The sequence below is a fragment of the Pseudomonas sp. W5-36 genome, from assembly GCF_046540455.1.
GTDB classification, from domain to species: domain Bacteria; phylum Pseudomonadota; class Gammaproteobacteria; order Pseudomonadales; family Pseudomonadaceae; genus Aquipseudomonas; species Aquipseudomonas graminis_B.
In genome coordinates, this window is the sequence record NZ_JAXCIQ010000022.1 from 15,523 (window position 1) to 39,326 (window position 23,804).

25 protein-coding genes, 1 tRNA gene and 1 pseudogene are annotated in these 23,804 nt (G+C 59.7%); 14 read left to right on the top strand and 13 right to left on the bottom strand.

Going from position 1 to position 23,804, the window contains the following annotated elements; genetic code table 11:
* The first annotated feature begins 422 nt into the window (after positions 1 to 422).
* Positions 423 to 1,904: a SulP family inorganic anion transporter gene (locus SLW74_RS24385; protein ID WP_410930384.1), complete on the top strand. Its 1,482-nt coding sequence runs from the start codon at positions 423 to 425 to the stop codon at positions 1,902 to 1,904.
* A gap of 119 nt (positions 1,905 to 2,023) precedes the next feature.
* On the opposite strand, the gene SLW74_RS24390 is transcribed toward SLW74_RS24385, so the two are convergent.
* The gene (locus SLW74_RS24390) at positions 2,024 to 2,908 is read right to left on the bottom strand and encodes an EamA family transporter (protein WP_065989199.1); all 885 of its coding nucleotides are present in this window, start codon (positions 2,906 to 2,908) and stop codon (positions 2,024 to 2,026) included.
* A 263-nt stretch (positions 2,909 to 3,171) separates the two neighbouring features.
* Between SLW74_RS24390 and SLW74_RS24395 the strand changes: the two are divergent.
* Together SLW74_RS24395 and SLW74_RS24400 are read left to right on the top strand one after the other, a co-directional pair.
* Positions 3,172 to 3,939 (top strand): annotated as a pseudogene (locus tag SLW74_RS24395) (MCP four helix bundle domain-containing protein); the annotation flags it as partial.
* 69 nt (positions 3,940 to 4,008) lie between these two features.
* The gene (locus SLW74_RS24400; RefSeq protein ID WP_410930403.1) at positions 4,009 to 4,797 is read left to right on the top strand and encodes a methyl-accepting chemotaxis protein; all 789 of its coding nucleotides are present in this window, start codon (positions 4,009 to 4,011) and stop codon (positions 4,795 to 4,797) included.
* 70 nt (positions 4,798 to 4,867) lie between these two features.
* Here the strand turns inward: SLW74_RS24400 and SLW74_RS24405 are convergent, their stop codons facing one another.
* From SLW74_RS24405 to SLW74_RS24420, 4 genes are all read right to left on the bottom strand, one after another.
* Complete coding sequence (locus SLW74_RS24405) at positions 4,868 to 5,293, bottom strand: cell wall hydrolase (RefSeq protein ID WP_410930385.1); 426 nt, start codon at positions 5,291 to 5,293, stop codon at positions 4,868 to 4,870.
* Positions 5,294 to 5,523: 230 nt separating this feature from the next.
* Positions 5,524 to 5,841: a phage holin, lambda family gene (locus SLW74_RS24410; protein WP_192134554.1), complete on the bottom strand. Its 318-nt coding sequence runs from the start codon at positions 5,839 to 5,841 to the stop codon at positions 5,524 to 5,526.
* Positions 5,842 to 6,117: 276 nt separating this feature from the next.
* The gene (locus SLW74_RS24415; RefSeq protein ID WP_410930386.1) at positions 6,118 to 7,290 is read right to left on the bottom strand and encodes a cellulase family glycosylhydrolase; all 1,173 of its coding nucleotides are present in this window, start codon (positions 7,288 to 7,290) and stop codon (positions 6,118 to 6,120) included.
* The gene (locus SLW74_RS24420; protein ID WP_296311197.1) at positions 7,280 to 7,483 is read right to left on the bottom strand and encodes a Com family DNA-binding transcriptional regulator; all 204 of its coding nucleotides are present in this window, start codon (positions 7,481 to 7,483) and stop codon (positions 7,280 to 7,282) included. Before SLW74_RS24420 ends, SLW74_RS24415 begins: the two co-directional genes overlap by 11 nt.
* Positions 7,484 to 7,978: 495 nt before the next feature.
* Here SLW74_RS24420 and SLW74_RS24425 point away from each other — a divergent pair, with 495 nt between their 5' ends.
* Positions 7,979 to 8,299 carry a DUF1654 domain-containing protein gene (locus SLW74_RS24425; RefSeq protein WP_192134560.1) on the top strand — a complete coding sequence of 107 codons (321 nt, stop codon included), beginning with the start codon at positions 7,979 to 7,981 and terminating at the stop codon, positions 8,297 to 8,299.
* Between the two features lie 91 nt (positions 8,300 to 8,390).
* On the opposite strand, the gene SLW74_RS24430 is transcribed toward SLW74_RS24425, so the two are convergent.
* Together SLW74_RS24430 and SLW74_RS24435 are read right to left on the bottom strand one after the other, a co-directional pair.
* Positions 8,391 to 9,203: an XRE family transcriptional regulator gene (locus tag SLW74_RS24430; protein ID WP_141695182.1), complete on the bottom strand. Its 813-nt coding sequence runs from the start codon at positions 9,201 to 9,203 to the stop codon at positions 8,391 to 8,393.
* Between the two features lie 187 nt (positions 9,204 to 9,390).
* Positions 9,391 to 9,481, bottom strand: a tRNA-Ser gene (locus tag SLW74_RS24435).
* A 169-nt stretch (positions 9,482 to 9,650) separates the two neighbouring features.
* Between SLW74_RS24435 and SLW74_RS24440 the strand changes: the two genes are divergently transcribed.
* The 7 genes from SLW74_RS24440 to SLW74_RS24470 all read left to right on the top strand — a co-directional run bounded on the left by SLW74_RS24440 (position 9,651) and on the right by SLW74_RS24470 (position 13,921).
* Positions 9,651 to 10,322 (top strand): Bax inhibitor-1/YccA family protein, encoded by a 672-nt coding sequence (locus SLW74_RS24440; RefSeq protein ID WP_410930387.1) that lies wholly within the window; start codon positions 9,651 to 9,653, stop codon positions 10,320 to 10,322.
* 114 nt (positions 10,323 to 10,436) lie between these two features.
* Positions 10,437 to 10,829, top strand: a complete 393-nt coding sequence (gene tusD / locus SLW74_RS24445) for a sulfurtransferase complex subunit TusD (RefSeq protein ID WP_065989181.1) — start codon at positions 10,437 to 10,439, stop codon at positions 10,827 to 10,829.
* A 1-nt stretch (position 10,830) separates the two neighbouring features.
* Positions 10,831 to 11,193 carry a sulfurtransferase complex subunit TusC gene (tusC, locus tag SLW74_RS24450; RefSeq protein WP_410930388.1) on the top strand — a complete coding sequence of 121 codons (363 nt, stop codon included), beginning with the start codon at positions 10,831 to 10,833 and terminating at the stop codon, positions 11,191 to 11,193.
* Positions 11,193 to 11,492 (top strand): sulfurtransferase complex subunit TusB, encoded by a 300-nt coding sequence (gene tusB, locus SLW74_RS24455; protein WP_410930389.1) that lies wholly within the window; start codon positions 11,193 to 11,195, stop codon positions 11,490 to 11,492. The genes tusC and tusB overlap by 1 nt, the downstream gene beginning before the upstream one ends.
* Positions 11,489 to 11,824 (top strand): TusE/DsrC/DsvC family sulfur relay protein, encoded by a 336-nt coding sequence (locus SLW74_RS24460; protein ID WP_410930390.1) that lies wholly within the window; start codon positions 11,489 to 11,491, stop codon positions 11,822 to 11,824. The genes tusB and SLW74_RS24460 overlap by 4 nt, the downstream gene beginning before the upstream one ends.
* Positions 11,821 to 12,822 (top strand): glycosyl transferase family protein, encoded by a 1,002-nt coding sequence (locus SLW74_RS24465; RefSeq protein WP_410930391.1) that lies wholly within the window; start codon positions 11,821 to 11,823, stop codon positions 12,820 to 12,822. The genes SLW74_RS24460 and SLW74_RS24465 overlap by 4 nt, the downstream gene beginning before the upstream one ends.
* Before the next feature lie 97 nt (positions 12,823 to 12,919).
* The gene (locus tag SLW74_RS24470) at positions 12,920 to 13,921 is read left to right on the top strand and encodes a glutathione S-transferase family protein (protein WP_410930392.1); all 1,002 of its coding nucleotides are present in this window, start codon (positions 12,920 to 12,922) and stop codon (positions 13,919 to 13,921) included.
* 69 nt (positions 13,922 to 13,990) lie between these two features.
* Here the strand turns inward: SLW74_RS24470 and cysG are convergent, their stop codons facing one another.
* The 6 genes from cysG to ftsK form a co-directional block, all read right to left on the bottom strand.
* The gene (cysG, locus tag SLW74_RS24475) at positions 13,991 to 15,385 is read right to left on the bottom strand and encodes a siroheme synthase CysG (RefSeq protein ID WP_410930393.1); all 1,395 of its coding nucleotides are present in this window, start codon (positions 15,383 to 15,385) and stop codon (positions 13,991 to 13,993) included.
* Entirely contained in the window at positions 15,386 to 16,666 is a 1,281-nt protein-coding gene (serS, locus tag SLW74_RS24480; protein WP_065989165.1) for a serine--tRNA ligase, read from the bottom strand.
* A 16-nt stretch (positions 16,667 to 16,682) separates the two neighbouring features.
* Positions 16,683 to 17,057, bottom strand: a complete 375-nt coding sequence (gene crcB, locus SLW74_RS24485; protein WP_065989163.1) for a fluoride efflux transporter CrcB — start codon at positions 17,055 to 17,057, stop codon at positions 16,683 to 16,685.
* Entirely contained in the window at positions 17,057 to 18,379 is a 1,323-nt protein-coding gene (locus SLW74_RS24490) for a replication-associated recombination protein A (RefSeq protein WP_065989161.1), read from the bottom strand. The genes crcB and SLW74_RS24490 overlap by 1 nt, the downstream gene beginning before the upstream one ends.
* 18 nt (positions 18,380 to 18,397) lie before the next feature.
* On the bottom strand, positions 18,398 to 19,021 hold the full coding sequence (gene lolA / locus SLW74_RS24495) for an outer membrane lipoprotein chaperone LolA (protein WP_065989159.1): 624 nt from the start codon (positions 19,019 to 19,021) through the stop codon (positions 18,398 to 18,400).
* A gap of 76 nt (positions 19,022 to 19,097) precedes the next feature.
* Positions 19,098 to 21,497 (bottom strand): DNA translocase FtsK, encoded by a 2,400-nt coding sequence (ftsK, locus tag SLW74_RS24500; protein WP_410930394.1) that lies wholly within the window; start codon positions 21,495 to 21,497, stop codon positions 19,098 to 19,100.
* Positions 21,498 to 21,973: 476 nt separating this feature from the next.
* Here ftsK and aat point away from each other — a divergent pair, with 476 nt between their 5' ends.
* From aat to infA, 3 genes are all read left to right on the top strand, one after another.
* Positions 21,974 to 22,663 (top strand): leucyl/phenylalanyl-tRNA--protein transferase, encoded by a 690-nt coding sequence (aat, locus tag SLW74_RS24505; RefSeq protein ID WP_410930395.1) that lies wholly within the window; start codon positions 21,974 to 21,976, stop codon positions 22,661 to 22,663.
* Between the two features lie 47 nt (positions 22,664 to 22,710).
* Entirely contained in the window at positions 22,711 to 23,418 is a 708-nt protein-coding gene (locus SLW74_RS24510) for an arginyltransferase (protein ID WP_065989154.1), read from the top strand.
* A 101-nt stretch (positions 23,419 to 23,519) separates the two neighbouring features.
* Positions 23,520 to 23,738, top strand: a complete 219-nt coding sequence (gene infA, locus SLW74_RS24515; protein ID WP_002553999.1) for a translation initiation factor IF-1 — start codon at positions 23,520 to 23,522, stop codon at positions 23,736 to 23,738.
* The last annotated feature ends 66 nt before the right edge of the window (positions 23,739 to 23,804 follow it).

A 23,804-nucleotide genomic window follows, 5' to 3' on the forward strand; every position in this document is an offset into this window, starting at 1 on the left:
TGATGAGCGACGTTCCACATGGCGAAAAGCTATGAGGGCGCCGATCGTAACAACCTTTTTATAAATTGTTAATGCAAACCGTTTCCATTTGTTAAAGCGTGTGATTTGTTTTTACTGCTCTTACGTCCATCAGTCGGCTCGGGCGAATTCAGTCTGGACCGGGCGGCGAGATCACAACTATCATGCCCACGTCTCACGATGAATAACCAAAGGTACTACCTTGCCCCGTTCCAACTGGCTGCCTACGCCGCCTTAGCGCTACGCCCCCCTCGCTTGACCCTGACCGCCACCTGACTGCGGTCGAATCCTGCTGCGCCTGATTTTCTGTCCGCGGCTAATCCACAACTCAATTGAAACAGACACACGTGTATCGCCCAGCGCCCGCCGCTGTGCGTCATGCCGTGCCTGCCCTGGGTGAATTAATGTTTGAAAACATCAGAACCGCCTGGCTGTCCGACGCCAGAGCGAACATACTCGCTGGACTCGTTGTTGCGCTGGCCCTCATCCCCGAGGCGATCGCCTTCTCCATCATTGCAGGCGTCGACCCTAAGGTCGGCCTGTATGCCTCTTTCTGCATCTGCACCGTCATCGCTTTCGTCGGCGGCCGCCCGGCGATGGTGTCGGCGGCGACCGGAGCGATGGCCCTGCTCATGGTCAATCTGGTCAGGGACCATGGCCTTCAATACCTTCTGGCAGCTTCGTTGCTGTGCGGAGTGCTTCAGATCATCGCCGGCTATCTGCGCCTGGGTGAGCTGATGCGTTTCGTCTCCCGCTCCGTCGTGACCGGGTTCGTGAACGCCTTGGCGATCCTGATTTTCATGGCCCAACTGCCGGAACTCACAGGAGTGACCTGGCCGGTTTATGCCCTGACGGCGGGCGGGCTGGCCATCATTTACCTGTTTCCACGACTGCCGGTGCTGGGGAAACTGCTCCCCTCGCCGCTGGTGTGCATTATCGTACTCACCGCGATTTCAATCTCGATGGGACTGACCGTACACACCGTAGGCGACATGGGATCGTTGCCTGACAGCCTGCCGATATTTCTATGGCCGGACGTACCGCTGAACCTCGACACCCTGCTGATCGTTTTGCCCTACTCTGCCGCCCTGGCGATCGTAGGGCTGCTGGAGTCGATGATGACCGCGACCATCGTCGACGACCTGACAGACACCTCCAGCAACAAGAACCGCGAGTGCAAGGGGCAAGGCATCGCGAACATCGCGTCCAGCCTGATAGGCGGCATGGCAGGTTGCGCAATGATCGGCCAGTCAATGATCAATGTGAAATCCGGCGGCCGCACCCGACTGTCGACGCTGAGCGCCGGGGTGTCGCTGCTGGTCATGATGGTGTTTCTCGGCGACTGGCTTGCGAGAATCCCGATGGCGGCGCTGGTGGCCGTGATGATCATGGTGTCGATCAGTACGTTCAGCTGGGACTCGATCCGCAACCTCAACAAGTACCCGCTTTCAACCAACATCGTTATGGTGGTGACGGTCGTGGTCGCCACCGACAACCTGGCCTTCGGCGTTGTGGCGGGTACCTTGCTGGCGGCAATGTTCTTCGCAAACAAGATCGGCCATCAGCTCGAGGTGAGCTCAACCCGTGATCCCGAGCACCCTCACCGCACGTATGAGGTAACCGGTCAGGTGTTCTTCGGATCAGCGGACAGGTTTATCCGATCCTTTGATCTCAAAGAGCCCCTCGAGACGCTGGCCATTGACCTTCGCGCCGCGCACTTCTGGGACATCACGGCGGTTGCGGCATTGGACAAAGTGGTGCTCAAGCTTCGTCGACTGGGGGTCCAGGTGGATGTCGTCGGGATGAACCAGGCCAGTGCAACTCTCGTGGATCGCTTCGGCATTCATGACAAACCGGACGGTTTAGAGACGCCAATGGGGCACTGACCGCAGCAAAACGGTCAGCAGTGACGCCGGGAAGGCTTGGCAACGGCCTGCGCTGCGCAGAGACGCAGCGCTGCAATGGATACGCGTGGTTTGCGAAAGTGATCCGGCGTCGCCCGTCATCAAGCCACCGCGCGTCGCCCTCCACCGAATAATTTGGGGCCCAACAAATTGACTGTCAGACCCAACATCACAAGCACACCCCCCGCGCATTGCAGCACGCTGAGTCGCTCGCCCAGCACCAACGCTGAGGAACTCAGGCCGACCACCGGCACCAGCAGGGAAAACGGCGCGACCTTGCCCGCCGGGTAGCGAGACAGCAGCTTGCTCCAGCTGATGTAGCCGAAGAGCGTGGCGACGAAGGCCAGATAAGCCAGCGACAGCACCGAGCTCCAACTCAGGTTGAGCAATGAATGCTCAATGAGCGCCGGCCCCTCCAGCCACAGCGACATGGCGAGAAACGGTAGCGGCGGAACAATCGCTCCCCAGACCACCAGCGCCACGAGATCGACGTTGCCGAACCGGCGCGTGATGATGTTGCCCAACGCCCACATCGAGGCCGCGCACAACACCAGCAACACCGCCAGCAGCGGTGTCGCAGCCCCTGTGCCCATGCCGATAAGGGTCAGCCCGCCCGCGGCGATGAGTAAGCCCGCCACGCTATAGATGCGTAATTTCTCACCGATGAAGATCGCCGCGAACAGCAGCGTGAAGAACGCCTGCGCCTGCAGCAGCAGGGAGGCCAGCCCCGGTGGCATGCCATGGGCCATGCTCTCGAACAGAAAGGCAAACTGACCGAATGAAATGGTCGCTCCGTACGCAAGCAGCCAGAACCAGGGCAACTGCGGACGACGGATGAAAAACACGGCCGGAATCGCAACCAGCGTGAACCTCAGCGCGCCCAGCAGCATCGGCGGCAGGCCATCCAGCCCGTATTTGATCACGATGAAATTCAAACCCCACGCGATGATGACCAGCAATGCCAGGCAAAGGTCTTTAAACGGCATGGTGTTCCTTAAGAGTTGGCAGGTAGTTGGGGAGAGCCCGATGAAACAATAATCGCCTCGTGCCTGCTGCATTTGCAAACGCCTTGGCACCGTTGAATGAAGAATTAGTTAATTGATTATTTAGCACTGAGCAAACCCACGGACATGCTAGCCATAGGCCTGCCCATCCGCCGAACGCACCTTAAGTATTCAAAAATCCGGCAGACACGCTGATCGCTGGAACGGACCTCAGCGCCTTCCTTTGGAGCTCCGGAGAAACTCACATGCAACTACAAAACTTTAGAATTGCGACCAGAGCGCTGCTCTGCTTCGGTCTGATCACGCTGATCCTGCTAGGCCTTGGCGTGTTCGCTTACGTTCAAATTGATGAAATGCGTGCCACTGAACAAAAGCTGGAAACCGACGTGGTGCCCAGCATTCAGGTGATTGACGATATCCAGATCGCTCTGCTGCATACCCGGCTGGAAAGCATACGATCGCTGGCGGTGTCGGGCTCAGACGCACAACGCAAAGTCACCGATAATATTTTTCAAGACATCGCCACGCTCGAAGAAAAGACGGGCTACTACCGAGCACACCTGATTACTGATGAAGAAGATAACAAGCAGTTTCAGACCGCGAACGGCCTGATGGAGAAATACATAGCTGGCGTCAAAAACATTATTTCGCTGAATAAAACCGACCATCAAAGCGCGCTGGACTACGCCAACAACGAACAGGCGCAGACCGCGACGCAGTATCAGGCAGAGCTCACAAAGCTGCGCGACCTTAATTCACAGAACGCCGTCAACGCCGGGCATCGCGCTGCAGAGGTTTACAACCACAGCATCATGGTTCTTATCTCCGTTGTTCTGGGTGCATCGGTGCTCACCATAGGCCTGGCTTATGCCCTGACCCGAAGCATCGTGAAGCCGGTCGGCAGTTCGTTGACCTTCGCGGAGAAAATCGCAACGGGCGACCTCTCCGGCGTCCTCGCCGTGACAGGGCGGGATGAGATATCCAGTCTGATGATTGCGCTCAATCTCATGGCCGGCAATTTGAAGACCACGCTGACTGAAATATCGGGAGCGGCCGACCAACTGAGCACCGCGTCCGTGGAAATGACATCGATCACCGAAAACGCAGACCGGACACTTCAAAGACAGAACAGTGAGATCGAACAGGCGGCCACGGCGGTCACCGAGATGAGTGCGGCGGTGGAAGAAGTCGCAAGAAATGCGAACTCGACGTCCGAGGCCGCACAGTCATCCAGCACATCTGCCGAAGAGGGCAACCGCCGGGTCGTCAACACGGTGACGGCCATGACGAACCTCGCCGACCTCGTGGACAACTCTGTGGTACAGGTCAAGGCCCTGGCCAGTCAGGCTGACGATATTACGAAAGTGCTGAGCGTCATCCGCGCCATCGCCGAGCAGACAAACCTGCTCGCGTTGAACGCGGCAATTGAAGCGGCGCGCGCCGGGGAACAAGGACGCGGCTTTGCCGTAGTGGCAGATGAGGTACGAGCCCTGGCGCACCGGACCCAGCTGTCTACTCAGGAAATCGAGCAGATGATCACCAAGGTCCAGTCAGGGTCCGCCGCGGCGGTTGAATCGATGGACAAAAGCAGGCAGGAGGTTCACAGCACGCTGACCTCTGCGAAAGACGCAGGCTCGTCCCTGCGCCTGATCACCGACGCGGTCCTGGAAATCAACGAACGAAACATGCAGATCGCGACGGCTTCGGAGCAACAAGCCCATGTTGCCCGAGATGTGGACAGAAACCTGGTGAGCATTCGGGATTTGGCCATACAAAGCACCGAGGGCGCGAGACAGACGCTGGAAGCAAGCAGCGAACTGTCGACGCTCGCGGTCCGACTCAACGACATGGTCGGCAAGTTCCGGCTTTAGCCCATGGCTGCTTTGACGCCCTGAAGCCGGCTTCCCTGCCCCAACGGCTTGCTGATGACTGTGCCGCTGATCACGGAACGTCCTTGAAAAACATGTGGCTCCCGAGTTTCAGAGTCGGCTTGGCGCTGGCTGCCCACGCCGGAGCCCTCGACAAAGTGGTCGCGTAGTAGTGAGTGGCCCCGCCGGTGGGGTCTGGCACGTTCCCGTCGATTACTTGGTCGGCAGCGATTTGGCACTGCGCCAACTCGCGGAACGGAATCTGTCGCGCGCCGCTCACGGACGGATAGTTCGGGTCGCCCTTGTTCCAGCAACTGAACTGATAGGGCTTCTGGCACACCCCGGCATAGCCCTCGCCCCACCATGACTTTTCTTGTCCATCGTTCACGCGGTTGCGGATCGTCCAGGCCACGGCCAGCATTCCGGCAAGCCCTTCCCCACGAGCTTCGCCATACAGCGTGCGGGCGAGCAAGTCGCGATCTCTATCAGTGACGGTCATGGCTATTCTCCAGACAAAAAACCCGCTCATCGGCGGGCTAGACGATCGGATGTGCTTTTGGGGGCGGTCTGCCGCGCGTCACGCTCGAGGGCGATGGCGCCCTGCAGACTGACAACGCGAATCTGCTGGGCCGCAATCAGCAGTCCCATCACGATTGCAATCACTACAGCGGCCCGCAATGGCTCGCAATGTGGAACCCGCTTTGGCTACGGCGACAATGGCCCCAAGGCTCATAACGAATCCGCCTTGCGTCCGAGGAACCGGATGATCAGCTCGCGGATCGCCGTCACGCCGATGAACCCTATGGTGCCGCCGGCGGCGACGGACAGACTCGACGGCCAGGCCATCCATTCGATGACGCTGCTGGCTGACAGGCTCAATGCACCACAGATCAGCGCCTCAAGCACGACGCGCCATTTGTTGGCTTCTTTGCCTTCATAGAGCACGCGCAACAGAGAAGTGGTGGCGGCCATGATCGCTCCCTGCCAGAGCGGCGTCGTGATGATCAGCCAGACGTGCGCCCAGAAGTCAGGTGTTTTTTCCGGCATCTTCGTCGACCTCCGACAGTCCGCCCCCTCGGGCTCGGGGAATGGGTCAGCCCCTCGGCAATCCCTACTTGGAGCGATGAATGTGGCGGGGCTGAATACGAAAAAGCCCCGGCAAATGCCGAGGCTCTGAATAAGTGCATGTCGTTCACGCTGCCCGTCGGAGCAGCGCGGGTACTGTTAAGTAGCGTTCCGGATCGGGTGTTCACACCCGCGGTCGCTGAAAGAATGGGAAGGAAAGCCTCCCGGAATGGGAGGCTCAGGCTCTGACAGCCAGACCTACGCTTGCGCGTAACCCCACTGAGTGATGCGCTCAGCGAAGTATGGCTTCACCATCGTAACCGTTGCCGCCTGGTTACTCGCTTCAAGGCTCATCTTCTCGCCGTCAGTGCCCGGACCCGCGACCCATAGGGTGACGGGTATTTTCTCAGCCTTGGCTTTGTCGAGCAGATTCTTCAGCGCGGTGCGGCCAGCATCCGTTGGTGGAATGCCAGTCTCGCCGATGAATGCTGCCATCTTGTTGGCTTTGGCGTAAGTCAGAAACGGACCCACGATTTGGTCGCGCAGCGCCGTTGGCGAAATCTGGGTGTTGTCGCCGTTGTAGGCACCGCTCGATCCGCCATCGACGTCAGCATAGGCGTGCGCTTCCCAAACAATGGAATTTGCCGGGTCCACAATTTTGGACTGTAGATTGACCGAGGCAGTCGCCCAGTCCTTGGCGCTAGCGTATTGCAGGCCACAGATGAAGACTGGCTTTTTGGAGCTGTTGCGCAGGGCCTTCAGCACGGTATTCATCGTGTTGATGTAAAGGGTTTCCAAGTCGGCCGACGTAATGTAGTCCTTTGCGCCGGCGTTGGGGTTGGGATAGGGCTCGTTGCCCAAACCCCAACCCAGAACCATAGGGTCGTCGCACGCAACAACCAACTTCTGGTGGAAGTTCGCCAAGTGGACCGCACTCCAGGAACCACCACCGACGGAGTTACCCTCCTGGATCAGAACCTGCTCTGTAATTTTCCAGCCGTCTTGATTGCCCGCCTCTTTACTTGGGTAAAGCTGACCGGTCAGTTGGCCATTCGCATCGGTCTGGTAGCGATGCAGGCGCATGTAGTGATGCGGATCGGGGATGATCCTGGCTTCACCGTTAGAGTCATCGCTGATCGCCTTCAGCATTTCCTTCCACTTGTCCACGAACTCCTGCTTCAAGTTCGCGCCTTGACCTGGCAGACCGTCGATTGTCGACAGCTCAATGGCGCGCTGCAGTTCGAACGGAAAACGGATAAGGCGCACACCGAGGTTCTTCACCCAGTGAGTGATGGTGTCCCGAGTGGGCCATTGATAATGAGTGCCGGCCGAACCTGGAAGGATTTGACCCGCATTGGCGACCGAGCCCAGGTTGATTCCTACCAGAGGAATGTTTTTGAGCTGGGCGATTACTGAGCTGCTATTGGACATTTTGATTACCTTGAGTCGAATGATTTTTAGCGGAGAATTCCGCATTCATGTCGCTCACAGGCGATAGCTCGGGGCACGTGGCCCTCACATGATTCAACGTCCCGCACCGGGAACACTTGATCTGGAGCTCCGTCATCTCACCGATACGGGCGAGAAGTCTTTTGCACTTTCCACATCTGCAATCTTTCAACATTCCGCGAAGCCTTTTGGATTCTGCCAGGCTCCGCCCCGCTCGCGCGGAGAGTAAGGGCCTCGGCTGGTTTGCAGGTACAGCCTGCGATCTGGCGATCCCTGTGGGTGTTAGTGCACCCGCCTGACTGCCCTCTCTTTCTTCGTTGATTTCCCGTCTGGCCCTGTTGCCAAGGCCAGCCAGCGAAATCGGTGATTCCGTCCTGCTAAAGAGCTTTGATCCAGTCGGTCCCTTGTCGGGGCTGGGAGACCACTTCGCTGGTCCCTGGCTATCTGGCGGCTTCACCAGTCATGTATCGCTGCGGTATGTCGCTGCGATGGATGTAAGTTAGCAAGCGCTAAATTTAGCGTCAATAGCTAATGCTAAATTATTTTCGTGCCTGTAATGGGTGCTGGTCGCTCGAGGCAGGTCGATATTTCTGACAGGGGTTTTGCAAACAGCTGACTGCCGTTATGCTTACGAGAACTGTACGCATATACAGTAATCAAGGAGAAACTGATGTCCCTACCAGAGAAGAAAAAGTCTCAAGAGCGCGAGCCCATGTCCGGCCTGGAGCGCCTGAACCTAAGGGTGGCGGGCATGATCAACCACCCGATCGCCCAGGATCAGATGTGGGTCACGATCCATAAGCTGGAGACCGACGGCGAGCGAGAGTGGGACGAAGTGATGGGGGCTATTGCGGAAGTGGATGGGATAGAGATGGTTTTCAACGATGAAGACAGTTCGGTCACGCTGAAGTGGGAAGCGCCGTCAGATGACGATCCCCGCGTCCAAGTGCGGGACGAATTCGAAGCACTGGAGGAAGCCGCGCCTTTCTGAGTGCACAAAAAAGCCCGCTTGATTCGCGGGCGTCTGCACCTTCAAAAAACCGCCTGTGCCGGCCACTAGTCGGCCAGATCGGCCAGCGCAACTAGGCCTTTCTTGCGTTCCAGATCAATAAAACCTTAGCATGGATCGTCACGTCGTCGATCCTTGCCGTCTGGTTCTCATAATGCTGATTGTCTGAAATAAGCCTGTAATTCTCTTCGTCCAGTCGCATCACGCGCTTGATGTACAGCTCTTGGTGCCAAGTCAGTACGTAGATGCCCTCACCGATGAAGTCCTGCACGCCTTTGTCGACGATCACCAAGTCTTTATCGTTGATGGTTCCTTCCATGCTCTGACCCCAGCCACTGATCATGGCCAGAGCTGTCTTCGAGGTGTAGGTCACACCTTTCTCGCGAAGAATCTCCTCTCTGACAACCAAGTTGCGCACTACCTCATTGTAATCAGGCGGCACTTGTCCGTGACCCATCGCTGCACGTATGTCGTACTGGCGAATGACAATCTCTTCATGGGTAGGACGAAGGGCGGCGTAATTGGCCGGAAGCACGTCTGTGCTCTGGTCATCCGGGTCGGCAGCCGCCGCCACAATCCGGTCCCGCGCCTCATTTGAAAAGCCTTTCACCTTGGCGAGAGACTGTTTGAGCTGTTCCAGTGCCGAAAGCCCGGCCTTCACTGATGTCGCGGAAGTCTCGGACGCAGCAGGGCTGACCAAGCTTCCCGAAGGAAGGCCGATCTTCTCTTCCAAATTCGCAGCAGCTTTCTCGCCGAGATTTCTGTGCCCGTTAAGAATCTGGGACAGATACGACGCATCGAGGCCGTGCCTATTGGCGAAATCTTTCTGGGAGGCCCCGGCCATCAGGGCTTTCAGGGCGTCGGCTCTAAGCTTGTTAATGTCCATGTCCCATCATCGCTTCCGGTTAGCATACAGTAAATTACGGTCTGCTATCAGCCACATGATTAGCCTTTGCTAATGCTCACGCAAGCCGGGCAGGATGATCCGAAAGATGAAGATCAAGTGCAGCCCATCGAAAACCAGACCCCGAAAACGAAAAAAGCCCCGCATATGCAGGGCTTTTTACTGTGTTTGGCGGGGAACTAGGGATTCGAACCCTAGAAACGCTATTAACGTTCGCCGGTTTTCAAGACCGGTGCATTCAACCACTCTGCCAATTCCCCGAAGCATTTGGCGTCGAAGGTTTTTCACCCCTCCGTCGCTTTGCGGGCGCCATAATACCGTAATGAAACAAGCTGTCAAACTCTCCGGCTAGCGCGCTGCCTCGCCTCTGTTATGATCTTTGCAACTTGAGGTTTCAAACCCTTCGTTTTCACCACCAGGAGTAGCGCCATGCGCGAACAGGATTACGCAGTCAACAACCGCGTGCAGGTCGAGCAGCTAGAGGTTAGCCGCGTCCTGCGCAACACTTACGGCCTTCTGGCCCTCACCCTCGCCTTCAGCGGCGTCATGGCGTTCGTCTCCCAACAGATGAACTTCGGTTACCCGAACGTCTTCGTTGTGCTGATCGGCTTCTACGGTCTGTTTTTCCTCACCAACAAATTGCGCGATTCGGCGTGGGGTCTGGTCTCGGCGTTCGCGCTGACGGGCTTCATGGGGTTCATCCTCGGCCCGATTCTCAACCGCTACATCGGCATGCAGGGCGGCGCTGAAGTCGTTGCCTCCGCGTTCGCGATGACGGCCCTGGTCTTCGGTGGTCTGTCGGCCTATGTGCTGATCACGCGCAAGGACATGAGCTTCCTCGGCGGCTTCATCACCGCAGGCTTTTTCGTGTTGCTCGGGGCCGTAGTAGCCAGCATGTTCTTCCAGATCAGCGGCCTGCAACTGGCGATCAGCGCCGGCTTCGTGCTGTTCTCGTCGGTCTGCATTCTGTTCCAGACCAGCGCGATCATCCACGGCGGTGAACGCAACTACATCATGGCGACCATCAGCCTGTATGTATCGATCTACAACCTGTTCATCAGCCTGTTGCAGATCTTCGGCATCATGGGCAGCAAAGACTGATCAGTGTGCCCGCTTCAACAAAAAGCCCGCTTCTGCGGGCTTTTTGCTGTCCGGCGTTCGTGAATTCTTTATCATTGCGCCCATGTTCCCTGTCAGCGCCCGACCGAGCCGCCCATGAAGTTCGCCATTGCCCTGCATTCGCCCGCCCACGCGCCCTCCTCCCGGCGTGCATTGCTGTTCGCTAAAGCTGTGTTGGCGCAGGGCCATGAAATCGTGCGCCTGTTCTTTTATCAGGACGGCGTGCACAGCGCGTCCGGCAATGTGGTGTCGCCCCAGGACGAGTCGGATACCGCCGCGCAATGGCGCGATTTCGTCAGCACCCACAAGCTTGATGGCGTGGTCTGCATCGCAGCCGCCCTGCGCCGGGGGGTGTTGAATGCTGAAGAGGCGGAGCGTTATTCGCGACCTGCGGCGAACCTGTCGGCACCCTGGGAATTGTCGGGGCTGGGTCAGCTGCACGAGGCAGTACAGACGGCCGATCGCTTGATCTGTTTTGGAGGGCCGTAACGTGGCGAAGTCGTTATTGATCATCAGCCGTCAGGCGCCCTGGTCGGGTCCGGACGCGCGCGAGGCATTGGACATTGCCCTGGCCGGCGGCGCGTTCGATCTGCCGGTCGCCATGCTGTTCATGGACGACGGTGTGCTTCAGTTGGCCGCGGCGCAGAACGCCAGCCAGGTGCAGCAGAAAGACCTGAGCGCCAACCTGCAGGCGTTGTCGATGTTCGGCGTGGAAGACTTGTTCGTCTGCCGCACCAGCCTGAATCAGCGCGGGATGCCGCCAACCGGGTTAAGCGTCGAACCGCTCCAGGTGCTGGATGACCCGCAAATCGCCGCGCTCATTGACCGTTACGACCAAGTGATTACGATCTGATGGCTACCCTGCACGTACTCTCTCATTCCCCTTTCACCGACTCGCGCCTGAGCAGTTGCCTGCGCGTGCTAGGAAGCGAAGACGCGATCCTGCTCTGCGGCGACGCAACCTATGCGTTGCGCGCAGACACCGCTGCAGCCCAGTCGCTGAACGCGAAAACCGGCAGCCTGAAGGTGTTCGTGCTCGATGAAGACGCCACCGCTCGACACATCGCGCTGCCTGACTGGGCACAAGGCGTCGACTATGCCGGCTTCGTGACGCTCTCGGTGCACTACGACAAGGTCAACACCTGGCTATGAAACAGCTCATCGTCGACGGGCGCGATATTCAGCTGGACAAAGACGGCTATCTAGAGGACCTGCACGACTGGTCCAGCGAGGTCGCTGAAGCCTTGGCCCTTGAGGCAGACATCGCCCTGACGCCGGAGCATTGGGAAGTTCTCGAATTGCTGCGCGCGTTCTATGCAGAATTTCAGCTGTCCCCGGCCACACGGCCGCTGGTCAAGTACACCGCGCTGAAACTGGGCGCCGACAAAGGCAACAGCTTGCACCTGAATCGTCTGTTCAACGGCACTCCCGCCAAACTTGCCGCCAAGCTGGCGGGCCTGCCCAAGCCGACCAATTGCCTATGACTGACTTCACCCCCCTCGTCACCGAAACCCCTGCCGAGCATCCCTTCGCGCCCTTCGTTCGTATTCTCGGCAAGGGCAAGCGTGGTGCGCGCAACATGACCCGCGCCGAAGCCCGGGAAGCCATGGGCATGGTGCTCGATGAAAAAGTCGAAGACACCCAGCTCGGCGCTTTCCTGATGCTGCTGCGGCACAAGGAAGAGAGCCCGGATGAGCTCGCAGGCTTCACCGAAGCGGTGCGCGAGCGTCTGCATGCGCCGGAACTGACGGTCGATATCGACTGGCCGACCTACGCCGGCAAGAAGCGTCACCTGCCGTGGTACCTGCTGGCCGCCAAGTGCCTGGCGCAGAACGGCGTGCACGTATTAATGCACGGCGGCGGCGCCCATACCGCCGGCCGGTTGTACAGCGAGCAGTTGCTGAACCTGTTGGGGATTCCGCTGTGTCGCAACTGGCAAGCGGTGGGTGAAGCGCTGGAGCAGCAGAACATTGCGTTCTTCCCCCTCGGCGACTGGGCGCCGCAGCTTCAGCGCATGATCGATCTGCGCAACACGCTGGGGCTGCGCTCGCCGATCCATTCGCTGGCGCGCATCCTCAACCCACTGGGCGCGCGGTGCGGGCTCCAGAGTATTTTCCATCCTGGCTATCAGGGCGTGCACCGCGACGCCAGCAGCCTGCTCGGCGACCACGCCATCGTGATCAAGGGCGACGGTGGTGAGGTCGAGATCAATCCCGACACCATCAGCCATTTGTACGGCACCACCGATGGCCAGCCGTGGGATGAGGAATGGCCAGCGTTGTCGGACCGTCGCCATGTGAAGCCTGCCACCCTCGACCCGCTGCATCTGGTCGCGATCTGGAAAGGCGATATCGAGGACAGCTACCCGCAGCTGGCGCTGATCGCAACCATGGCGCTGGCACTGCGGGGCCTCGGGATGCCGCGGGCTGAAGCCTTCGCCCAGGCGGAGCAGTATTGGGCAAACCGGAACAGATCGATTTAGCCGATAGCTACTCCCCAGTCTTTGCGCCATTCGTTCGAACGATTGCCTTTAGACTGATCTCCAACGTACTTCGGTACAGCTCAATTTGGAGTCAGGCATGGGCCTTCTCGTTGAAGGACGCTGGCAAGACCAGTGGTACGAAAGCAGCAAAGACGGCGCGTTTCAGCGCGAGCAAGCCAAGCGCCGGAACTGGGTGACTGCTGATGGCAGCCCCGGCCCGTCCGGTGAAGGCGGCTTCAAGGCGGAGGCCGGCCGCTACCATTTGTACGTTTCCCTGGCCTGCCCGTGGGCCCATCGCACGTTGATCGTGCGCAAGCTCAAGGGTCTGGAAAGCCTGATCGACGTCTCGGTGGTCAGTTGGCTGATGCGCGAGAACGGCTGGACATTCGACAAGCAGACCGGTTCTACCGGCGATGCGCTGGATGGCCATACCTTTATGTACGAGCGCTACCTCGCCGACACCGCCGATTACACCGGTCGGGTTACGGTACCGGTGCTGTGGGACAAGCAGCTGAATCGCATCGTCAGCAATGAGTCGTCGGAAATCATCCGGATGTTCAATTCGGCGTTCGACGAACTGACCGGCAATCACCTGGATCTCTATCCAGAGCCGCTTCGCAACGAGATCGACCGGCTGAACGACCGGATTTACCCGGCCGTGAACAACGGCGTCTATCGCGCCGGATTCGCGACGTCGCAAGGTGCGTACGGAGAGGCTTTCGATGAGGTGTTCGCCGAGCTGGATGCGCTGGAAACGCTGCTCAGCGAGAAACGCTATCTGGTGGGCGAGTACCTGACTGAAGCGGACGTGCGCCTGTTCACCACGCTGATTCGCTTTGACGCGGTGTACCACGGGCACTTCAAGTGCAACCTGCGACGCATTGCCGACTACCCGAACCTGAGCAACTGGGTGCGCGAGATGTATCAGCTGCCGGGTGTTGCCGAGACGGTGGACTTCGTGCACATCAAGCATCACTACTACGGGAGCCACGCCACCATCAACCCGACCGGTATCGTGCCAAAAGGGCCGCAGCAGGACTTCAGCGGCGAGCATGATCGGGGGCGTTTGAACGGAAAAGGGATCTTGCAGAACGGCTGAAGGGTTTCAGTTAACACTGAAACCCCGCCTGCCTCTCCACCGCATAAACTTTGAAAGACTGCGGTGGAATCAGACGCTCGCCTGAGCCCCTTCGAACCATGCCAGTTTCTCCCGCAACTTCACCACTTCGCCCACAATCACCAGGGTCGGCGCATGGACTTCGTGCTCGGCCACCAATTGCGGCAGATTGGCCAGCGTGCCGGTGAAGACGCGCTGGTTGACCGTGGTGCCCTGCTGAATCAACGCCGCTGGGGTGTCGGCCGACCGGCCGTGCCGGATCAACTGCTCGCAAATAACCGGCAGCCCGATCAGGCCCATGTAGAGCACCAACGTCTGCGATGGCGACACCAGATCCTTCCACGGCAGGTCGGTAGAGCCGTTCTTCAGGTGGCCGGTCACGAAACGCACGGACTGCGCGTGATCGCGATGGGTCAGCGGAATACCGGCGTAGGCCGCGCAACCACTGGCCGCGGTGATACCCGGCACGACCTGGAACGGAATGCCATGGGCGGCCAGCTCTTCGATTTCTTCGCCGCCACGGCCGAAGATGAACGGATCGCCGCCCTTGAGGCGCACCACGCGTTTGCCCTGCTTGGCCAGATTCACCAACTGCTGGTTGATCTGATCCTGGGGCAAGGCGTGGTCGGCGCGCTGCTTGCCGACGTAGACCCGGTCAGCGTCGCGGCGGCACAAGTCCAGGATCGCCGGCGCTACCAGGCGGTCGTAAAGCACCACGTCCGCCTGCTGCATCAGACGCAGTGCGCGAAAGGTCAGCAAGTCAGGATCACCCGGCCCGGCGCCCACCAGGTACACCTCACCGGTCGTGGGCGGCGCCTCGCCGTCGATCTTCGCTCGCAGCAACCTCTCGGCTTCGGCGCCCTGTCCGGCCAGCTGCCGATCAGCGATGGGCCCCTGGAATACATCCTCCCAGAACGCCCGACGCTGCTGAACGTTGGGAAACAGCCCTTTCACCTGATGACGAAAGCGCGCGGCCAGACCGGCCAGATGCCCGTAGGTAGGCGGAATCCAGGTTTCCAGCTTGGCGCGGATCAGACGCGCCAGCACCGGCGCATCGCCACCGCTGGACACCGCGATCACCAGCGGCGACCGGTCGACAATCGCCGGGAAGATCACGCTGCACAGCGCAGGCGCATCCACCACGTTGACCGGCACACCGCGCTGGCGGGCATCGGCTGACACCTGCGCATTGAGCGGCTCATCGTCGGTGGCGGCGATAATCAGCACGCAGCCGTTGAGGTCCGACTCGGTGTAGCCACGCAGAATCTGCTCGCCACCGCTGCGCTCGATCAGCTCGCGCACTTCCGCCCCGATCTCGGGAGCAACCACGCGCAGCACCGCACCGGAATCAGCCAGCAGGCGAGACTTGCGCAAGGCAATCTCGCCGCCGCCGACCACCAGCACCCGAGCGCCCCGAAGGTTATGGAACAGTGGCAGAAATTCCATTTAGCCGATGACCTCGATGCCGCCCATCCATGGCTTGAGAACGTCCGGCACGCGGATCGAGCCGTCGGCCTGCTGGTAGTTTTCCAGTACCGCCACCAGCGTGCGACCCACCGCGAGGCCCGAACCGTTCAGCGTGTGAACCAGTTCCGGCTTGCCGGTTTCCGGGTTGCGCCAGCGCGCCTGCATACGACGCGCCTGGAAGTCGCCGCAGTTGGAGCACGACGAGATTTCACGGTATTTGTCCTGGCTCGGAATCCACACTTCCAGATCGTAGGTTTTCACCGCACTGAAACCCATGTCGCCTGTGCACAACGCCAGTACGCGGTACGGCAATTCGAGCAGTTGCAGAACGCGTTCGGCGTGACCGGTCAGGCTCTCCAGCGCTTCCATGGATTTTTCCGGCTCGACGATCTGCACCATCTCGACCTTGTCGAACTGGTGCTGACGGATCATGCCGCGGGTATCGCGACCCGACGCGCCGGCTTCGCTGCGGAAGCACGGGGTGTGGGCGACGAACTTCAGCGGCAGCTGCTTGGCGTCGATGATTTCGCCGGAGACGATGTTGGTCAGCGACACTTCGGCGGTCGGGATCAGGTACAGATCGGCCTCGCCTTCGCGGGAGATCTTGAACAGGTCTTCTTCGAATTTCGGTAGCTGGCCGGTGCCCTGCAATGCGGGCGCCTGGACCAGATACGGCGTGTAGGTCTCTTCGTAACCATGCTCATTGATGTGCAGCGTGATCATGAACTGCGCCAACGCACGGTGCAGGCGCGCAATCGGGCCACGCAACAACGCGAAACGGGCCCCGGACAGCTTGGCGGCGGTTTCGAAGTCCAGCCAGCCGAACTTCTCGCCCAGGGCGACATGATCCTGAACCGCGAAGTCGAATGAAGCCGGTGTGCCCCAGGTACGCACTTCGACGTTTTGTTCTTCGTCAGCGCCCACCGGCACCGATTCGTGGGGCAGGTTCGGCATGCTCAGGGCCATGGCATCGAGCTCGGACTGAATGGCGTCCAGTTCTTTCTTGCCGGTGCTCAGCTCTTCGGCCATGCGATCGATGTCAGCCATCAGCGGCGCGATGTCTTCGCCGCGCTGCTTGGCCTGACCGATGGATTTGGAACGGGCGTTACGCTCGGCCTGAAGCTGTTCGGTGCGGGTCTGCACCGTCTTGCGCTGGGCTTCCAGCGCTTCGATGCGGGCCACGTCCAGTGTGAAGCCACGGGAAGCCAGGCGATCCGCTACGTCCTGAAGTTGGGTACGTAACAGTTTGGAGTCGAGCATATCGGTCTCTCGTATATTAAATTCGGGTCAAAGACAGGCCAGCCCACGTTGCGAGCAGCCCGCCCAGTACGCTGATGAGGGCGTAGCCAATGGCCAGAGGAGCCTGGCCGCTTTCAAGCAGACGAATCGTGTCCAGTGAGAAAGACGAAAACGTCGTCAAACCACCGAGGAATCCCACCATCAATCCGGCGCGCAACTCGATCGGGACTTCCGGGCGAATCAGAAACAGCCCGTAGAGCAGACCGATCAGCAGGCACCCGACCAGATTCACCGCCAGCGTTGCTGTGTAGAAGTAGCGCGGCCAGTTCGCGGCCACGACGTTAGCCGTGGCGAAACGCAGTAATGTACCAGCGACGCCACCGGCGGACACGGCAAGAATCAACTGAATCACTATTTTCTCCGTTGACGAGGGCTGGCGCGGTCGAGCGCCGACAGGTGTTTGAGTTTTTCGCCGATCTTCAGCTCAAGGCCGCGGGGGACCGGCTGGTAATACTGACGCGGTTCAAGCTCGTCGGGGAAGTAGTCTTCACCCGCCGCGTAGGCATCCGGCTCATCATGGGCGTAGCGGTACTCTTCGCCGTAGCCGAGCTGTTTCATCAGCTTGGTCGGCGCGTTGCGCAGGTGCAAAGGCACTTCCAGCGAACCGTGCTCGGTGGCTTCGCGCATGGCCATTTTGAAACCCATGTACACGGCGTTGCTCTTCGGCGCGCAAGCCAGATACACGATGGCCTGGGCGACGGCCAACTCGCCTTCCGGGCTGCCGAGGCGTTCCTGCACATCCCACGCCGACATGCACAGCGGCAAGGCGCGCGGATCGGCGTTACCGATGTCTTCGCTGGCCATGCGCACCACGCGCCGCGCCAGATACAACGGATCACAGCCACCGTCGATCATTCGCGCGAACCAGTACAGCGCGGCGTCGGGGTTGGAGCCGCGAATGGACTTGTGCAGCGCGGAAATCTGGTCGTAGAACGCTTCGCCGCCCTTGTCGAAGCGACGGCGACTGTCACCGAGCAGGCTTTGCAGCAACTCGGGATCGATTTCGCTGCCGTCTTCCGCCAGGTCCGAGGCGTTCTCCAGCAGATTGAGCATCCGCCGGCCGTCGCCATCCGCTGCAGCCAGAAGCGTCTTGAACGCCTCGTCGCCCAAGGTCAGATGGCGATTGCCCAGCCCGCGTTCTTCGTTCAGCGCGCGGTTGACCAACTGGCGCAGCGCCCCTTCGTCCAGGCTCTTGAGCACATAGACCCGGGCGCGAGACAACAGCGCGTTGTTGAGTTCGAAAGAAGGGTTTTCGGTGGTGGCGCCTATGAAGATCAGCGTGCCGTCTTCCACGTAGGGCAGAAACGCATCCTGCTGGGACTTGTTGAAACGGTGCACTTCGTCGACGAACAGAATGGTGCGGCGGCCGTACTGACCCGCCTGCTGCTTGGCGACCTCCACCGCCTGGCGGATCTCTTTGACCCCCGCCAGCACCGCCGACACCGTTTCAAAATGCGCGTCGGAGACTTTCGCCAGCAACCGCGCCAGCGTGGTTTTGCCCACGCCGGGCGGCCCCCAGAAAATCATCGAATGCAGCGCACCCTGCTCCAGCGCTTCACGCAGTGGCTTGCCGTGGGCGAGCAGGTGCTGCTGGCCAACGTACTCGTCCAGATTGGTCGCTCGCAGGCGCGCGGCCAACGGTTGCGCGATCGGTTCAGTGCTGAACAGGTCCATGAAACAGGCGAACCCCTTTTATTCCTGAATGACGTCAGCGCCCTTCGGGATCTGGAACTGGAATTTGCTCGCGGCGACAGGCTCGTTGGCCTTGACGCCGGTGAACAGGATATTGGTGCGCTGGCCGACACTGTCGATCAGTTGCATGTCGTTGATCATGCCGTTGCGAAAGGACAGGCGCAGGCTGTCGAACAGGGTGTCCCGAGACTTGGGCTTGAGCACGAAGTCGATCACGCCGCCCGCCTCCTTGGCACTGATGTCGAAGCTCTCGCTGATTTTCGACACGTCGCCGGACAGCAGCAGCGCCGGGGTCTGGGTCAGGCGCTGGTCGAGGGTCTTGATGGTGACCTGCTCCAGGTCAGGGTCCCACAGGGAAACCTTCTTGCCATCGGACACCATCAGTTGCTCTTGCGGCGCGTCGGTGTGCCAGTAGAACAGGCCCGGGCGCTGCAAAGTCATTTGACCGGAGGTTTCCTGCAACTGCGTGCCGCCACCGTCGAGGGTGAGCTGGGAGAAGCGCCCGCTCAGGGTTTTCGAGTTTTCCAGCAGTTGGGTCAGGCGTGCCACGTCCTTGCTGTCGGCGTGGGCCGAGACAGCAGAAAAAGCCAGTGCAGATACCAACAGCATGCGGATAAGACGCATGGGATTCCTCTTTGAGTGTGGTTGAAGCCGGGCGCCGTCGCGATGGCGACGCCCGGTAACGCGTGACCGGGAAGTGTCAGTCACGCACAGGGGCTGGCGCAATCACTTCGCGCGAGCCGTTGGTGTTCATGGGTGTTACGACGCCGGCGTTTTCCATGGTTTCGATCATCCGCGCGGCGCGGTTGTAGCCAATCTTCAGCTTGCGCTGTACCGCAGAGATCGACGCGCGACGGCTTTCCAGCACGAACTTGACCGCTTCGTCGTACAGCGCATCGCTTTCGCTGTCTTCGCCATCACCGCCGCCACCGCCACCGTCGAAGCCGCTGCCCGGCTCTTCAACGCCGGCCAGGATGTCGTCGTTGTAGTTCGGCGTACCCCGCAGCTTCCACGCCTCAACCACGCGGTGAACTTCTTCGTCCGAGACGAACGCGCCGTGCACACGAATCGGCAGGCTGGTGCCCGGCGGCATGTAGAGCATGTCGCCGTGACCGAGCAGTTGTTCGGCGCCACCCTGGTCGATGATGGTCCGGGAGTCGATCTTGCTCGACACCTGGAACGCCATGCGCGTCGGGATGTTGGCCTTGATCAGACCGGTGATCACGTCCACCGACGGTCGCTGGGTCGCGAGAATCAGGTGGATACCTGCCGCACGGGCCTTCTGGGCGATACGGGCGATGAGTTCTTCGACCTTCTTGCCGACGATCATCATCATGTCCGCGAATTCGTCGACCACCACAACGATGGTCGGCAGCTTGGTCAGCAGCGGCGCTTCGTCGTGAATGCTTTCGCGGTGGTACAGCGGATCGGACAGCGGCGTGCCGGCCTCCTCCGCTTCACGCACCTTCTGGTTGAAGCCCGACAGGTTACGCACGCCCATCTTGGCCATCAGTTTGTAGCGGCGTTCCATTTCAGCCACCGACCAGCGCAAGGCGTTGGCGGCGTCCTTCATGTCGGTCACCACCGGACACAGCAAATGCGGGATGCCTTCGTAGATCGACAGCTCGAGCATTTTCGGGTCGATCATGATCAGCTTGGCGTCTTCCGGGCCGGACTTGAACAGGATCGACAGGATCATGGCGTTCACGCCCACCGACTTACCGGAACCGGTGGTACCGGCGACCAGCAGGTGCGGCATCTTGGCGAGGTCGGTGATGACCGGTTTGCCGCCAATGTCGTGACCCAGCGCCAGGGTGACCGGCGATTTCGCGTCGTCGTATTCCGGCGTCGACAGGACCTCGGAGAAGCGCACGATCTGGCGATCTTCGTTGGGAATTTCGATACCGACGGTGGTCTTGCCGGGAATGACCTCGACCACACGGACGCTGGTCACTGCCAGGGAGCGTGCGAGGTCTTTCGCAAGGTTTGAAATGCGGCTGACTTTCACGCCGGCAGCCGGCTGGATTTCGTAGCGGGTGATCACCGGCCCTGGATGAATCGAGTCCACGGTGACTTCGACGCCGAATTCCTTGAGCTTGATCTCCAGCAGATGCCCCACCGCCGCCAGGGATTCAGGCGAATAGTTGAGCTGCTTTTTCTCAGCCGGATCGAGGATCGAGATGGGTGGCAAGGTGCCTTCCACGGCGCTGTCGACGAACAACGGCGCCTGCTTCTCTTTCTGCACGCGCTTGCTCGGCTCAGGCGCGCGTGGCGGTGCCGGGGCGATGACCGCGGGCACGTGCTTCTCACGGGCGACCATGTGCTCAGTCAGCGCCTGCTCGCGCTCGATCAGGCGCTCCTTGGCTTTGGCCTGCTCACGTCGATCCGGGGCCACCGGCGCGACCACTTCGTCGACACGCATGTCGACTTCACGCAACTGAGCCACCATCTGCTTGCGCTCATTGCGGGCGGCCCACCAGCGGTTGAGGGAGCCGGTGAAGAGTTCGATCAGATCCAGGGTGATCTTGCCGGTGTTGTCCATCACCTTGAACCAGGACAGATCGGTGAACACGGTCAGGCCGAACAGAAACAAGGCGATGAACAGCAGCGTGCTGCCCTGAACATTCAGCGCACGCTTGGCCAGATCGCCCAGCACTTCGCCCAGCACGCCACCGGCCGAACCCGGCAGGCCCGACGCCGAATGAAAGTGCAAGTGCGCCAGCGAAGCGCCCGCCAGCACGAGAAACACCAGCCCGATCATGCGCCAGGAAAACAGCCAGCCGCTCCATTGCCATGGCTCATGGCGCTGGCGGAACACCTGATAGGCCTTGACGCCCAGCAGCAACGGGAAGATGTAGGCGAAGTAGCCGAGGATCATAAACAGGATGTCGGCAGAATAAGCACCGGCGAAGCCTGCGGCGTTCTGGATCTGCGCCGAATTGCTCGAGCTGCTTGTGTGGCTCCAGCCCGGATCGGCCTGATCGTAGGTCAACAGCGCCATGATCAGATACAGACACAGCGCGCCGAACGCGATCAGTGCACCTTCCTTGAGCCGGTAGTGCAGGTGCTGCCGCCAGAGCGGAACGGGGGTGGGTGCCATGGTGGATTTCTTCAAAACGCTTCAATTCCTGCGCGCAAGCGCGAACATCTGATGATTGACTGTGTACGACTGCCTGGGCGAAATGGCAGTGGCTTTCCCGAACATCGGCCAGAAGAGCATCCTGGCAACAGGGAAAACCGCGCCTGCGATAACGCACGCTCGACAGGTGACTTGAAATGAGGTTAAACAACATCGGCATTGTACGGATTTGCACGCCGCGCGCTACGTTAGTCTGGCGCGGTGCTTGCAGATGTTCAAGCTTCGCCGGCCGCTGACAATTTGAGCACGCATTTTCTTTGCCGACAAAGGCTTATGACGGGTTTTTGCGACTCGCTTGAACTATCAAAAGGCCATGTCTGGATGAAAAAGCCAACTGCTCCAGTTTCCAGGCGCGATCAAGCGGCTTGTGACCGCATTTGCACTACGGAGTTGCACACCGCGTTGACTCCCCTCCCCTCTCGTAAAGTCTGGATGCCATGCTGACCTGGTTACAACGCGACACCTTCGATTTCCCTCCGCTGGAAAAAGCCATGCGCGAGCCCAACGGACTGCTGGCCGGCGGCGGCGATTTGTCGGCTGATCGCCTGATCGCTGCGTACCGGCATGGCTGCTTTCCGTGGTATCAGCAGGGCCAGCCTATTCTCTGGTGGTCGCCGGACCCGCGCACCGTGCTGTTTCCGGAAGAGCTGCATGTATCCCGCAGCCTGGGCAAGTTGCTGCGTCAGGGGCGTTATCGGGTCACCTTCGACCAGGATTTCGCGGCGGTCATTCAAGCGTGCGCCGAACCCCGGGCCTACGCCGACGGCACGTGGATCACCGGCTCCATGCAGGCAGCCTACATTGAACTGCACGCCCGCGGCTTCGCCCACAGCGTCGAAGTCTGGGACGGCGACGCGCTGGTGGGCGGCCTGTACGGATTGGCAATGGGCCATCTGTTCTTCGGCGAATCGATGTTCAGCCGCGCCGACAACGCTTCCAAGGTCGGTTTCGCAACGTTGGTCGAATACCTGAAAGAATCGGGTTTTGTTCTCATTGATTGCCAGATGCCTACCCAGCACCTGCTAAGCCTTGGCGCGCGCTCGATTGCGCGCCAGACCTTCGCCGACTATCTGCACAAACACCTCGACGGGAGCCATTCAGCCGATTGGTCACCTAGGCGAGTTTGATTGGCCTGGCATACACTCATGTCTACAGTTTTTCTCGAGGGTTGATCATGACCGAGCTGGCGCGGCTGAAGTTCTATGCCACTCAACCCCACTCCTGTAGCTACCTGCCCGAGGAACAAGCCACTACGCTGTTTCTCGACCCCAGCCAGCCAATGGATGTCCAGGTCTATGCCGATCTCTCGGACATGGGGTTTCGCCGCAGTGGCGATCATCTTTACCGTCCGCACTGCCAGAACTGCAGCGCCTGTGTGCCTGCGCGCATTCCTGTGGGACTGTTCGTGCCCGATCGTCAGCAAAAACGTATTTTCAAAAGGAACGCCGATCTCGAAGTGACGAGCACCAAGCCGCATTTCAGTGAGGAGTACTTCGATCTGTATCAGCGCTACATCGAACAGCGCCATGCCGATGGGGATATGTTTCCGCCGAGCCGCGACCAGTTTTCCACCTTCCTGGTCCGGGACCTGCCGTTTTCGCGTTTTTACGAATTCCGTCTGGAAGGCCGACTGCTCGCCGTGGCCGTCACCGACCTGCTGCCCAATGGTCTTTCTGCCGTTTACACCTTCTACGAGCCATCGGAGGAGCGCCGCAGCCTTGGGCGGTACGCGATTCTCTGGCAGATCGCCGAAGCCGCACGCATGCAATTGCATGCGGTATACCTCGGCTACTGGATAAAGAACTGCAAAAAGATGAATTACAAGACCCAATATCGCCCCATCGAACTGCTCACCAATCAAAGATGGGTCACTCTTTACTGAAGCCCTTGGCTTAAACCTCAGTTTTCGGGCACAATGCAGCCCGCTTTTGCCTGGCTGCCGTTTGCACCGGGCCATTCATTGGATACCGAGGGCTTTACTGCATGTCGAAAGAAGACAGCTTCGAAATGGAAGGCACTGTCGTCGACACCCTGCCCAACACCATGTTCCGTGTGGAGTTGGAAAATGGGCACGTCGTAACCGCGCACATCTCCGGCAAGATGCGCAAGAACTACATCCGCATTCTTACCGGCGACAAGGTCCGCGTTGAGCTGACGCCCTACGACTTGAGCAAAGGTCGCATCACTTACCGCGCCCGCTAACAGGTCTTAACAAAAACGCCCGGCACATGCCGGGCGTTTTTGTGTGCGCGGGTTTAGTCCCGAGCC